Annotated in this window: 17 protein-coding genes; 11 read left to right on the top strand and 6 right to left on the bottom strand. The window is 75.1% G+C overall.

Annotated features, from left to right (window positions below):
- Positions 1 to 15 precede the first annotated feature (15 nt).
- Complete coding sequence (gene nudC, locus PKA89_RS04025; protein ID WP_324416827.1) at positions 16 to 948, top strand: NAD(+) diphosphatase; 933 nt, start codon at positions 16 to 18, stop codon at positions 946 to 948.
- Between the two features lie 12 nt (positions 949 to 960).
- Here the strand turns inward: nudC and PKA89_RS04030 are convergent, their stop codons facing one another.
- Entirely contained in the window at positions 961 to 1221 is a 261-nt protein-coding gene (locus PKA89_RS04030; RefSeq protein ID WP_324416828.1) for a mycoredoxin, read from the bottom strand.
- Between the two features lie 77 nt (positions 1222 to 1298).
- Here PKA89_RS04030 and PKA89_RS04035 point away from each other — a divergent pair, with 77 nt between their 5' ends.
- The 7 genes from PKA89_RS04035 to PKA89_RS04065 all read left to right on the top strand — a co-directional run bounded on the left by PKA89_RS04035 (position 1299) and on the right by PKA89_RS04065 (position 5442).
- Positions 1299 to 3416, top strand: coding sequence for an ATP-dependent DNA helicase UvrD2 (locus PKA89_RS04035; protein ID WP_324416829.1), 2118 nt, complete (start codon positions 1299 to 1301; stop codon positions 3414 to 3416).
- 156 nt (positions 3417 to 3572) lie between these two features.
- The gene (locus PKA89_RS04040; RefSeq protein ID WP_324416830.1) at positions 3573 to 3809 is read left to right on the top strand and encodes a hypothetical protein; all 237 of its coding nucleotides are present in this window, start codon (positions 3573 to 3575) and stop codon (positions 3807 to 3809) included.
- Positions 3810 to 4048: 239 nt separating this feature from the next.
- A complete protein-coding gene (locus PKA89_RS04045) occupies positions 4049 to 4336 on the top strand; it encodes a WhiB family transcriptional regulator (RefSeq protein WP_324416848.1) in 288 nt (95 codons plus the stop codon).
- Positions 4336 to 4518 carry a hypothetical protein gene (locus PKA89_RS04050; protein ID WP_324416831.1) on the top strand — a complete coding sequence of 61 codons (183 nt, stop codon included), beginning with the start codon at positions 4336 to 4338 and terminating at the stop codon, positions 4516 to 4518. The genes PKA89_RS04045 and PKA89_RS04050 overlap by 1 nt, the downstream gene beginning before the upstream one ends.
- Positions 4519 to 4526: 8 nt before the next feature.
- Positions 4527 to 4679, top strand: coding sequence for a hypothetical protein (locus tag PKA89_RS04055; RefSeq protein WP_324416832.1), 153 nt, complete (start codon positions 4527 to 4529; stop codon positions 4677 to 4679).
- Complete coding sequence (locus tag PKA89_RS04060) at positions 4667 to 5239, top strand: HhH-GPD-type base excision DNA repair protein (protein WP_324416833.1); 573 nt, start codon at positions 4667 to 4669, stop codon at positions 5237 to 5239. Before PKA89_RS04055 ends, PKA89_RS04060 begins: the two co-directional genes overlap by 13 nt.
- Positions 5240 to 5250: 11 nt before the next feature.
- Positions 5251 to 5442, top strand: coding sequence for a hypothetical protein (locus PKA89_RS04065; protein ID WP_324416834.1), 192 nt, complete (start codon positions 5251 to 5253; stop codon positions 5440 to 5442).
- A 7-nt stretch (positions 5443 to 5449) separates the two neighbouring features.
- Here the strand turns inward: PKA89_RS04065 and PKA89_RS04070 are convergent, their stop codons facing one another.
- From PKA89_RS04070 to PKA89_RS04080, 3 genes are all read right to left on the bottom strand, one after another.
- Positions 5450 to 6805 (bottom strand): AarF/ABC1/UbiB kinase family protein, encoded by a 1356-nt coding sequence (locus PKA89_RS04070; protein ID WP_324416835.1) that lies wholly within the window; start codon positions 6803 to 6805, stop codon positions 5450 to 5452.
- Positions 6802 to 7344: a hypothetical protein gene (locus PKA89_RS04075; protein WP_324416836.1), complete on the bottom strand. Its 543-nt coding sequence runs from the start codon at positions 7342 to 7344 to the stop codon at positions 6802 to 6804. The genes PKA89_RS04070 and PKA89_RS04075 overlap by 4 nt, the downstream gene beginning before the upstream one ends.
- A gap of 137 nt (positions 7345 to 7481) precedes the next feature.
- Positions 7482 to 7643: a DUF5679 domain-containing protein gene (locus PKA89_RS04080; protein WP_013493366.1), complete on the bottom strand. Its 162-nt coding sequence runs from the start codon at positions 7641 to 7643 to the stop codon at positions 7482 to 7484.
- A 198-nt stretch (positions 7644 to 7841) separates the two neighbouring features.
- On the opposite strand from PKA89_RS04080, the gene PKA89_RS04085 reads away from it, so the two are divergent.
- Positions 7842 to 8390: a M48 family metallopeptidase gene (locus tag PKA89_RS04085; RefSeq protein ID WP_324416837.1), complete on the top strand. Its 549-nt coding sequence runs from the start codon at positions 7842 to 7844 to the stop codon at positions 8388 to 8390.
- Here the strand turns inward: PKA89_RS04085 and PKA89_RS04090 are convergent.
- Both PKA89_RS04090 and PKA89_RS04095 read right to left on the bottom strand, forming a co-directional pair.
- A complete protein-coding gene (locus PKA89_RS04090) occupies positions 8346 to 8927 on the bottom strand; it encodes an NUDIX domain-containing protein (RefSeq protein WP_324416838.1) in 582 nt (193 codons plus the stop codon). The genes PKA89_RS04085 and PKA89_RS04090 overlap by 45 nt on opposite strands.
- Positions 8924 to 10291 carry a zinc-dependent metalloprotease gene (locus PKA89_RS04095; protein ID WP_324416839.1) on the bottom strand — a complete coding sequence of 456 codons (1368 nt, stop codon included), beginning with the start codon at positions 10289 to 10291 and terminating at the stop codon, positions 8924 to 8926. Before PKA89_RS04095 ends, PKA89_RS04090 begins: the two co-directional genes overlap by 4 nt.
- A 100-nt stretch (positions 10292 to 10391) precedes the next feature.
- Here PKA89_RS04095 and PKA89_RS04100 point away from each other — a divergent pair, with 100 nt between their 5' ends.
- Positions 10392 to 10826, top strand: coding sequence for a molybdenum cofactor biosynthesis protein MoaE (locus tag PKA89_RS04100; protein ID WP_324416840.1), 435 nt, complete (start codon positions 10392 to 10394; stop codon positions 10824 to 10826).
- Complete coding sequence (locus PKA89_RS04105; protein WP_324416841.1) at positions 10823 to 11935, top strand: PDZ domain-containing protein; 1113 nt, start codon at positions 10823 to 10825, stop codon at positions 11933 to 11935. Before PKA89_RS04100 ends, PKA89_RS04105 begins: the two co-directional genes overlap by 4 nt.
- Positions 11936 to 12000 lie beyond the last annotated feature (65 nt).

Consider the following 12000-nt stretch of genomic DNA (forward strand, 5'->3'; position numbering starts at 1 on the left):
CCTAGGCTGGGAACCGTGGCCCGAGCCGACCATTCTCTTCCCGACGTCGCCCTCACCCGGCGTACCCTCGACCGCCGCGCCGACCGCCGCGGCGACCCCACGCTCCTCACCGGGCTGCTCGCCGACCCCGCGACCCGGGTCTTCCGGCTGTGCGGCGACGCCACGGCCGTCGAGGAGGGTGAGGGCCACGTCGTGCGCGTCGTCCTCGGCGCCCCCGTCCCCGCCGACGCGGACCACCTCGTGGTCTACCTCGGTGAGCACGGTGGGGCCCAGCACCTCGGGGTCGTCGAGGACGTGCCGGCGGACGCCGAGCCGCGTCCCGGGCTGCGCACGCTGCGGCAGGTCGGGGCCCGCCTCGACGACCTCGGCGCCTCGCTCTTCGCGACGACGCTCGCGCTGGCCAACTGGCACCGCGCGCACGGGCACTGCCCGCGCTGCGGCGCCCCGACCGTGCCGGTGCTCGCCGGCTGGGTGCGCCGCTGCCCGGCCGACGGCAGCGAGCACTACCCGCGCACCGACGTCGCCGTCATCATGGCCGTCGTCGACGACGCCGACCGCCTCCTGCTCGCCCGGGGCCGGGGCTTCCGCAGCGCCGGCATGTCGGTCCTCGCCGGGTTCGTCGAGCCGGGGGAGACCCTTGCCGCCGCCGTCGCCCGCGAGGTCCACGAGGAGGTCGGGCTCGAGGTCGACGACGTCACCTACCTCGGTGACCAGCCGTGGCCCTTCCCGTCCTCGCTCATGGTCGGCTTCACGGCCCGGGCCCGCGGCACCGAGCTGCGCCTCCAGGAGGACGAGATCGCGGCCGCGCGGTGGTTCACCCGGGAGGAGCTGCTCGCCGCCGTCGCCGACGGCTCGCTCGTCATCTCCGGGCGGGTCTCGATCGCCCGGCGGCTCGTCGAGCACTGGTTCGGCGGCCCGATCGAGGCTCCCGAGGTGCCGCTGCGCTGAGCCGCGGGGTGCTCAGCCGAGGCGGCTGCGGACCTCCGCGATCGAGGGGTTGGTCGCGGCCGAGCCGTCCGGGAACAGGAGGGTCGGGACGGTCTGGTTGCCGCCGTTGACGAGCATGACGTAGTCGGCGGCGTCGGGCTTGCGCTCGATGTCGACCTCGGTGAACTCGATGCCCTCGCGCTCCATCTGGGACTTGAGGCGGCGGCAGTAGCCGCACCACGTCGTGGTGAACATGGTCACGGTGCCGGCGGCGGGCAGGGCGGGGGTGCTCATGGCCTCGTCAACGCCACGGGTCGCACGGTCCTTCCCGCCGGACGGGGCGTCGGCGCCGCGACCTAGGATCGGAGCCGATGACGACCCTCCCCGTGCACCCCGGCGCCGACGACGTCCTCGACGCGCTCGACCCCGAGCAGCGCGAGGTCGCCGCGCACCCCCTCGGGCCCATGTGCGTCCTCGCCGGGGCCGGCACCGGCAAGACCCGCGCCATCACCCACCGCATCGCCTACGGCGTGCTCTCCGGCGCGTACCAGCCGCAGCGCGTGCTCGCCGTCACCTTCACCGCCCGGGCCGCCGGGGAGATGCGCACCCGGCTGCGCGACCTCGGAGTCGGGGGGGTGCAGGCCCGCACCTTCCACGCGGCCGCTCTGCGCCAGCTGCACTACTTCTGGCCGCAGGCCGTCGGCGGGGCGGCGCCCGAGGTCATGCCGCACAAGGCCGGCGCCGTGGCCGAGGCGGGCGGACGGCTCCGGCTGCGCCTCGACTCCCCGGCCGTCCGCGACGTCGCCGCCGAGATCGAGTGGTCGAAGGTCTCGATGCTCACCGCCGACAGCTACGCCGCGGCGGTCGCCCGCGAGCGCCGCGAGCCGCCGGCGGGGCTGGACGCGACGGCGATGGCCCGGGTCATCGCCGCGTACGAGGAGGTCAAGACCCAGCGGGGGGTCATCGACTTCGAGGACGTCCTGCTCCTCATGGCCGGCATCCTCGGCGAGCACGACCAGGTCGCCCGGGCGGTCCGCGGCCAGTACCGGCACTTCGTCGTCGACGAGTACCAGGACGTCAACCGGCTCCAGCAGCGCCTCCTCGAGCTGTGGCTCGGCGAGCGTGACGACGTGTGCGTCGTCGGCGACCCCGCGCAGACCATCTACTCCTTCACCGGTGCCTCCCCCCAGCACCTCCTCGGCTTCCGGTCCCGCCACCCGCAGGCCCGGGTCGTCGAGCTCGTCCGCAACTACCGGTCGACCCCCCAGGTCGTCGGCCTGGCCAACCTCGTGCTGCGCTCGCCGGGTGGCGGCCGCCGCTCCGGGTCCGTCGAGCTGCGGGCCCAGCGCGCCGACGGCGCCGCCCCCGAGCTCCTCGTCGCCGACGACGACCCCGCCGAGGCCGAGCAGGTCGCCGAGCGGGTGCGGGCGCTCGTCGACGCCGGGCACCCCGCCGCCGAGGTCGCGGTCCTCTTCCGCACCAACGGCCAGAGCGAGCTGTTCGAGTCGGCGCTCGCCGAGCGGGGCATCCCCTACCTCGTGCGCGGCGGCGAGCGGTTCTTCTCCCGCAAGGAGGTCCGCGACGCCCTCGTGCTGATGCGCGGTGCGGCGCGCAGCGACGACGGCGAGGTCCCGCTCCCCGACCTCGTGCGTGACGTGCTCCTCGGCGCCGGCTGGACCCGCGAGGCCCCGACCACCGGCGGCGCGGCCCGTGAGCGGTGGGAGTCGCTCGCCGCCCTCGCGGCCCTCGCCGACGACCTCGCCGCCGCCGACCCGGAGGCCCGCCTGCCCGTCTTCGTCCGCGAGCTCGACGAGCGGGCGGCCGCCCAGCACGCGCCCACCGTGCAGGGCGTCACGCTCGCCTCGCTGCACGCGGCCAAGGGCCTGGAGTGGGACACCGTCTTCCTCGTGGGGTGCTCCGACGGCCTGCTCCCGATCACGATGGCCGAGACGCCGGACGAGATCGAGGAGGAGCGGCGCCTGCTCTACGTCGGGGTGACCCGGGCCCGTGAGCGGCTCGTCCTCTCCTACTCGCGCGCGCGCACGCCCGGGGCCAAGGGCACCCGCCGTCCCTCGCGCTTCCTCGACGGCACCGAGTCCGTGCTGGGCGCCGCCGCTCGCAGCCAACCACGACGGAAGAGGGCGACGGCCAAGGAGCGCGCGGCGCTGCCCTCGGTCTGCCGCGTCTGCGGCGGGGGGCTCGCGACGGCCAAGGAGCGCACCATCGGCCGCTGCACCGTCTGCCCCCCGACGATGGACGAGCAGCTCTTCGAGGAGCTGCGCGGGTGGCGGCTCGAGACGGCGCGCGAGCTCGACGTGCCGGCCTACGTCGTGTTCACCGACGCCACGCTCACCGCGATCGCCGAGCGCGAGCCGGCCGAGCGCAGCGACCTCGCGCGGATCGCGGGGGTCGGGCCGGCCAAGCTCGAGCGCTTCGGCGAGGCCGTCCTCGAGATCGTCAAGAATTTTTCTGCGGCCACGAACGGTTGAGCCACAACGGCTTTCGGGCCGGTTCGCCAGAATCTCGCAAAACACCCGCCTAAATGCGTTGCTGCCGCTCCAGCGGCCCCCCTACAGTTGTCGCGAACACCTCGCGTGCCCGCCCGGGCACGGACCACGACCAGGACGCGAAGGAGGGTTGGAGCAATGGAGAAGACGATGTCGAACGGCGCGACGGCGATGGCCGCTGCCTGCCCGACCACCGATGCCGTCTGGTACGGCTCCAACACCGCCCACGCGGTCGAGCTCGGTCGGGTCCAGGGGAGTGGTGTGTCCGCCGCCGGCCTCGTGACGCGTCAGCGCATCGATGCCGCCGCCGGCTTCGGCATCACCGACCCGACCACGGGATCCGTGTACCCCCGCCTCGAGGGACCACCTGTCTGACCCACAGGTAGTCGCCACCTCGAGGCCGCGGATCCCCCCAGGGATCCGCGGCCTTTCTCGTATCCCCACCCGGGCACCCGGGCTCTTCAGACCACCAGCACACGCGAGGACCACCAGCGATGACCGCACAGAGCGAGCGCACCGACCGCGACCGCCCACCCAGTACCCAGCGCCTCACCCGGCGCGACGGAACCGACCAGCGCCCCACCCGGCGCGCCGAGCAAGGAGGTGACACCCCGATGCAGCTGACCGATCTCCTCGACCAGCACGAGGCGGCCGTCATCGACGGCGAGGGAATTCCCTGCCGCGAGAACGACGCCGAGCTGTGGTTCGCCGACACCCCCGAGGGAGTCGAGTTCGCCAAGGCCCTCTGCCGGACCTGCCCGGTCCGGGAGACGTGCCTGGCGGGCGCCCTCTCCCGACGCGAGCCGTGGGGTGTCTGGGGCGGGGAGTACTTCGTCCAGGGCGTCACCGTGGCCCGGAAGCGTCCGCGGGGCCGCCCCCGCAAGACCGAGGTCGCCGCCTGATGGCCGCCTCGACCATCAACCGAGACAAGCACTTTCGACAGGAGAACGTCATGTACCACCGCCGGATGCAGCGGATCCGTCGCATCGTGCACCAGCGCAACGTCCACGAGACGCAGCGCATGGAGCGCGAGGCGGCCAACCGCGAGCAGATGCAGGCGGTCGTCCACGCCATCGTCCGATGAGGACCGGCGTGGACGCCGCACCACGCACCGCCCCCGACGCCGCGTCGGGGGCGGTGCCCGTTCCGGGCGGCGGCCTGCCCGTGCCACCGCTGCGCGAGCGCGACTTCTGGCGGGCGGTGGCGGCGAGCCTGCTGGCTACGCTGGCCCCATGGCCGCGCTGACGATCGCCCAGGACCCCGCCGCCGACCAGGTCCTCTCGGAGGACCCGTTCGCGCTCCTCGTCGGGATGCTCCTCGACCAGCAGTTCCCGATGGAGCGCGCGTTCGCCGGGCCCGCGAAGGTGCTCGAGCGCTTCGGCACCCTCGACCCGGCGGCGGTGGCGGCCGCAGACCCGGAGGCCTTCGCCGACCTGTGCGCCACGCCGCCGGCCGTGCACCGGTACGGGCGCTCGATGGCCGGCCGCATCCAGGCCCTGGCCGCCGTCGTCCGGGACGAGTACGGCGGCGACGCCGCCCCCCTGTGGTCGACCGCGGCGACCGGCCGCGAGCTGGTGGCCCGGGTCAGGGCACTGCCCGGGTTCGGCGACCAGAAGGCGCGGATCTTCGCCGCTCTCCTCGGCAAGCAGCTCGGCGTGCGCCCGGAGGGTTGGGAGGAGGCCTGTGGCGCCTACGCGGAGCCGGGCTCCTTCCGGTCGGTCGCCGACGTCGTCGACCCGGACTCGCTCCAGAAGGTCCGCGACTTCAAGAAGGCGGCCAAGGCGGCCGCGAAGGCGCAGGCCTGAGCGTGCCGGAGGTGCCGGGGGAGCCCGCCGTCCCGGTCTGCGCGACCTGCGGTGCCACCCCGCCGGATGCCGATGCCGCGGCCCTGGCCCGGCTCACGTGGAGCCGCGGCACGGAGAGCGGACGCGAGGTCTGGACCTGCGACGCGTGCAGCCGGCGGCACCTGCGCAGCATCGAGGGGAAGCTCGACTCCGCCTGGTGGTGAGCGCCGCTCAGCCGCGGCTCGGGTCCGGCGGCAGCCGCGACTCGTCGACTCCCGGCAGGTAGGCGCAGATCATCTCGCGCAGCGGCACCGTGCCACCCACCTGGCTGAGCACCCCGATGCCGCCGAGCCAGACCCGGTGGATGAGCAGGTACTCGGGCGGCAGGTTGAGCTTGAGGCCGACGAGGAACTGCGGCCGGCGGGGGTCCTGGATCTGTGCGGCGGCCCCCCGCAGCCAGGCCCGGTTGGGGGTGAACTCCTCGTGGAGGATCGGCTCGACGAGCGGCTCGAGGTACTCGACGAGCCCCTGCGGGTCGATCTCGATGCCCGGCCGGATGAACCCGGCCCGGCGCAGCACCCGGACCAGCTCGTCACCGTCGCCGGCCAGGGCGGCGGTGAGGATGCGACCCATCTCCGGGGGCAGGCCGTCCGGGAGCCGGTTGACGGCGCCGAAGTCGAGGACCCCGAGCCGGCCGTCGGGGGTGATCCGGAAGTTGCCGGGGTGGGGGTCGGCGTGGAGGAGCCGGGCGCGCGTGGGGGCGCGCAGCTGGAACTCGAGGTAGAGCGAGGCGGCCTCGTCACGCTGCTCCTGGGTGCCGTCGGCGATGACCCGGGCCAGCGGCGTCCCCTCGACCCACTCGGTGACGAGGACCTGCGGCGACTCGACGAGGACGTCGGGGACGAGGACGTCGTCGTCGTCGCGGAAGGCGCGGGCGAAGTGGCGCTGGTGGCGGGCCTCGAGGGAGTAGTCGAGCTCCTCGGACATGCGGGCCCGCAGCTCGTCCATGATCGGCTTGACGTCGATGCCGGGCACCATCGACCCGGCCATCCGGGCCACCCGTGCGATCTGGTTGAGGTCGGAGAGCAGGGCCTTCCCGGCGCCCGGGTACTGGATCTTCACGGCGACCTCGCGGCCGTCGCGCCAGACGCCGCGGTGCACCTGGCCGATCGAGGCCGACGCGGCCGGGGTGTCGTCGAACTCGACGAGCTTGGTGCTGGCCCACCGTGGCCCGAGCTCCTCGGCGAGGATGGCGTGGACGCGGTCGGCGCCCATCGGCGGCCCGGACTCCTGGAGCCGGGTCAGGGTCGCGCGGTACGGGCCGACGACCTCCTCGGGCATCGCGGCCTCCATGACCGACAGGGCCTGCCCGAACTTCATCGCGCCGCCCTTGAGCTGGCCGAGGACGGAGAACAGCTGCTCGGCCGTGCGCGCCTGGATCTCGGCCGCCACGGCCTCCGCGGGACGACCGCCCACGCGCTTGCCGACCCCGAGGGCCGCCCGCCCCGCGTGCCCGAGGGGCAGGCCCGCCAACCGCGCCGCCCGCGCGATCGAGGACCCCGGGATGTCCCGCTCGCGCTCGCTCACCCGGCCATTCTCACCGACGAGCACCGACAGCCGGGCAGGGAGGTCCACACCCGGTGCACGACCGTCGCACCCGCGGGCCCGATGTCGGTCGAGACCGCGCCGAGCGAGAGGTCGCCGCGCAGCACGCCGAGGGCGGTGACCGTGGCCACCGCGGCGGCGAGGACGACGGTCGCGGGGTCGGGGTGAGCGAGCGGGCTCGGTGTCGGCGGCAGCGTGACGCAGTCGAGGCACGGGGTGCGCCCCGACACGACGAGTGGGCCCACGACGACGTCGTCGCCGCGTCCGGTGACCGGTAGCAGCGGCACGCCGCGGACCTGCCAGGGAGCGGCGGCCGACGGGACCCGCCACCACCCCGGCGCGTGACCGACCGCGACGAGGACGAGCACCGCGGGCGGGTCGAGCCCGGCCGCGAGGTCGAGCTCGGCGGCGTCCGCCTCGTGCGCACCCGCCCGCACCGGGACCCCGCACCGCCGCAGCTGGGCGGCGGCCTCGGCCGCGACCGGACCCCACCCGTCGACGACCACCCCTGCCCGCTCCATCCGCGACCTCCTCGTCCGGCCCGCCCCCGGCATCCTGCCCCGCGGCGTCGGCCACGCGCCGGCGTCGTCCACAGGCCCGGGGACGCCGGCGGCCCCGGACCACGAGGGTCCGGGGCCGCCGGGCTCGGCGAGGGCGCTCAGGCCTTGCCGAGGATGCGGTTGAGGTTGGTGCCACACACCGGGCACTGCCCCTTGGCCATGCGCCGTCCGTTCTCGGAGACCACGACCTTCCCCTCGGCCTCGCGCTTCTCCTTGCACTTCACGCAGTAGAACTCGCCCTTGTAGGTCTCGTCAGCCATCGACGTTCTCCTTGTCACCGGCGACGGCCAGCCGCCACCGCAGTGGTGTGCCGCCCCGGGGGCGGTCTGGACCTTCACACAGTAGCCACGCCGGGGCCCGTCGCCCCCTCGACGCGCGGCGCCACGCGGGCGGAGGCGTTCCTGCAGGTCACGTGCGTCACACCGGTCCCAACCGCCTCGTGATCGTAGAGTTGGGGGGTGTCCGCGCGCGACGTCGAGGTCCGCCGCAGCCGGAGGCGCCGCCGCACGGTGAGCGCCTACCGCGACGGCGGACGCACCGTGGTGCTCATCCCGGCCTCGTTCTCGGCCGCCGAGGAGGCCCGCTGGGTGGAGCGGATGCTCGCCCGGCTGGCCCGCGGGGAGAGCCGCCGCCCGGTCGGCGACGAGGCGCTCCAGGCGCGCGCCGCGCGCCTGTCCGAGCGCTACCTCGGCGGGCACGCCCGCCCGCAGAGCGTGCGCTGGGTCTCGACGATGGAGAAGCGCTGGGCGTCGTGCACGCCCTCGGACGGCACGATCCGGGTCTCGGACCGGCTGCAGGACGTGCCGACGCACGTCCTCGACTACGTCCTCCTCCACGAGCTCGCCCACCTGCTCGTCGCCGGCCACGGGCCGGCGTTCTGGCGCCTCGTCGCGTCCTACCCGCGGCTGGAGCGGGCGCGGGGCTTCCTCGACGGGCTCGCGCACGCCACGGGCATGCCGCCGTCAGCCGAGCCCGAGGGCGCGCCGGGCCAGCCCGACGAGGGGTGAGAGCTCGGCGCGGGTGCCCTCCGGCAGCGCACGGACCGGCCACCAGCGCACGTCGTGAGACTCGGCGCTGGCCCGCGGTTCGGCCCCCTCCGGTGCCAGCGCGGCGTACCGGACGTCGAGGTGCTCACGACAGTGCCCGAAGTCGCCGACGAGGACGTGCCGGTCGAGCTGGACCGGGTCGGGGAGCGGCTCGAGCTCCGCGAGGCCGGACTCCTCGCGGCCCTCGCGGCGGGCGATGATAAGGTCCGAGGGGTCGCCCGCCTCGAGGTGCCCGCCGAACTGGAACCACTGCCCGGCCCTGCGGTGGTGGGTCAGGAGCACCCGGTCGCCCGAGGCGTCGAGGACCACGCACGAGCCGGTCAGGTGCTCCGGCGGGCCAGCCTTGGCCACGGCGTCCGGGTGGGAGGCCAGGTGGGCCAGGTAGCCGCGACGCAGCTCCTCCTGGCGGGCGTCGGGCGCGTCCCAGCCGCCGAGGACGCGGGCGGCGTCGGCGTGCAGGTGGGCGTACGTGCGGGCGACCTCGGCGGCCCGGCTCACCGCTCGCCCTCGCCGCGCAGCAGCGCGTCGAGCTCGGCGTCGAGGTCGTCGGCGGCCGGCCGGGCCGTGCGCTCGACGTAGCCCAGCGGGTCGTCGAGGTCCGTCGCGGACGGCGCGAGGTCCGGGTGGCGCCACGCGGCGTCGCGGGCCGCAGGGCCACCGGAGTCCTCGAGTGCCCGGAAGAGGTTGGCGGCGTCGCGCAGGCGGCGCGGCCGCAGCTCGAGGCCGACGAGGGCGCCGAAGGCCTTCTCGGCGGGGCCGCCCGTGGCGCGGCGCCGGCGGACCGCCTCGCCGAGGGCGTCCGCGGACGGCAGGTGCCCGGCGACGGCGCGCTCGGTGACGACGTCGACCCAGCCCTCGACGAGCGCCAGCAGGGTCTCGAGCCGCCCGAGGGCCGCCTGCTGGGCGGGGGAGTGCTGCGGCGAGAAGAGCTGGCCCTGAAGGGCCTCCTGGACCGCCTGCGGGTCGGAGGGGTCGATCGATCGGACCGCCTCCTCGATGCCGTCGGTGTCGATCGTGATGTCGCCCGCGTAGTCGCGGACCGCGGCGAGCAGGCCGGCGGACAACCACGGCACGTCGGCGAAGAGGCGCACCCGGGCGACCTCCCGGACCGCGAGGTAGAGCCGCGCCTGCGGCTCGTCGACCTCGAGGCCGGCGGCGAGCTCGCGCAGGGCCTGCGGCAGGAGGACGACGTCGGGGGCCGCCACGAGCGGCAGCGAGACCTCGCAGCCGGTGACCACCTCGCCGGCGAGCGTCCCGACGCCCTGGCCGAGCTGCAGGGCGAACATCGAGCCGTGCATGCGGCGCAGCATCGGGCCGGCCTGGTCGAGCATCCCGGCCATTCCCTCGGGCAGGGAGTCCTCGGGGACCTCGCCGAGCTGGCGGGCCATCGCCTCGGACACCGCGTCGGTGACCCCCTCGGCGACCGGCTCGACGAGGTCGGTCCACACCGGCATCGTCGCCTCGACCCACTCGGCGCGGCTCCAGGCGGTGCCGCGCACGGTAGGGGCGGACAGGTCGGTGACGGCGTCGAGCCACAGCCCCGCCACGTGGACGGCCTCGGCCGCGGCGCGCCGGTCGGCGGCGGAGGCGAGCGCGTCGCCGGCCGCCGCGACGGTCTTGCGGGCGGTGTCTGTGGCGAGGACGGGGTCGACCGTCGTGTCGCCGGCCGGTGCGGCGAACATCGCCTGCACCTGCCCGACGACCATCTGGAGCATCTGGGGGTCGACCTTGTCCAGGCCCATGCCCCGCACCATCTCGGCGAGCTGTGGGTCGAGCTCGCCGCCCCCGGTGAGGCCACGGAGCACCTGTTCGAGCTCGGGAGGGAGGTCGGGGGTCTCGTCGTCGTCGGCGTGGTCGGTCACGGCCGGTCTCCTGCGGATCGGATGAGAAGATGTCGTTCCTGTCGTACCCAACCACGCTCGCCCGGGAATCGTTCCGGCGGGCGGCCCCGCGAGGAGCCCCATGCCCACCGATGACGCCGCGGTCGCGCTCGTCGCCGTCCGTGACGAGCCGCTGTCCGTCGACGAGGTGCTCGATGCCGTCCGGCACCCGGCGTGCGGTGGCGTCGCCCTCTTCGTCGGGGTCGTCCGCGACCACGACCACGGCGACGCCGTGACCGGGCTCGAGTACTCCGCGCACCCGAGCGCGCTGGAGACGATGAGCGCGGTCTGCGACGAGGTCCTCGCGTCCTCGCAGGCGCTCCGGGTGGCGGCGGTGCACCGCACCGGCACGCTGACCGTCGGCGACCTCGCGGTCGTCGTCGCCGCCGCCGCGCCCCACCGCGGCCAGGCCTTCGACGCCTGCCGCGCGGTCATCGACACCCTCAAGGCCCGCACGCCGATCTGGAAGCACCAGTCCCTCGGCGACGGCTCGACGGAGTGGGTGGGGCTGCCGTGAGCCGCGCCCCCGGCGAGACGGTCCACGACACCGGCACCGTCGGTCCCGTCCCCCGGCCGGCCCCGCCGGGCGGTCGGGCCGCGGCGATCCTGCTCACCGGCATCTTCCTCCTCGTCGTTCTCGCAGCCGGGCTCCCCTTCGTCGGCCTGCCCTACGTCGTCCTCTCGCCCGGGCCGGCCACCAACGTCCTCGGCGACGTCGACGGCAAGCCCGTCCTCTCGGTCTCCGGTGCCACGACCTACCCCACGCAGGGCGCCCTCGACTTCACGACGGTCGCCTTCGACGGCGGCCCGGGGCGCACGGTCACCGTCTACGACCTCCTCGAGGCGTGGGTCCGCGACGACGTCGACGTCGCCCCCGAGAGCGACTACTTCCCCGACGACGCCACGGCCGACCAGGTCGAGGCCGAGAACGCGGAGATGATGACCGAGTCGCAGACGGTGGCCGCCGCGACCGCCCTGCGCGCCCTCGGGAAGACCGTCCCGACCCACGTGACCATCGCCGACGTCCCGGCCGGGAGCCCGTCGACCGGCATCGTCGAGAAGGGCGACGTGCTCGTGAGCGTCGACGGCGTCGCCGCCACCGACGCCGACGCCGTCCGCCAGGCCATCCGCACGCATCGTCCGGGCGACGAGGTGCCCCTCGTCGTCGAGCGGTCCGGCACCCGGAAGACGGTGACCGTGAGGACCGGTGACGCCGACGGCACCGCCTACATCGGGGTGCTCCTGCGCACCGACTACGACCTGCCGGTCACCGTGACCCTCAACACCGGGCGCGTCGGCGGTCCGTCGGCCGGGCTGATGTTCACCCTCGCGATCTACGACGCGCTGACGCCCGGCTCGCTGACCGGCGGCCAGCGGATCGCCGGCACCGGCACCATCGAGGACGGTGGCACGGTCGGCCCGATCAGCGGCATCCGCCAGAAGATGGTCGGTGCGCACCGGGCCGGGGCGCGCTGGTTCCTCTCCCCGGCGCAGGACTGCGCCGACGCCGTCGGCCACGTCCCCGAGGGGATGACGCTGCTCAAGGTGACCACGTTCGACGACGCGCGCACCGCCGTGCAGGGCATCGCGAAGGGCGACACCGCAGGCCTGCCGCGCTGCGGCTGAACCGAACCCGTCAGACGGTATGGCGTGACGCCCTCGCGGTGAGGGGTTGCGGGCCGGGGCCTCGC

Source organism: Phycicoccus sp. (genome assembly GCF_035325325.1).
Taxonomy (GTDB): Bacteria; Actinomycetota; Actinomycetes; order Actinomycetales; family Dermatophilaceae; genus Phycicoccus.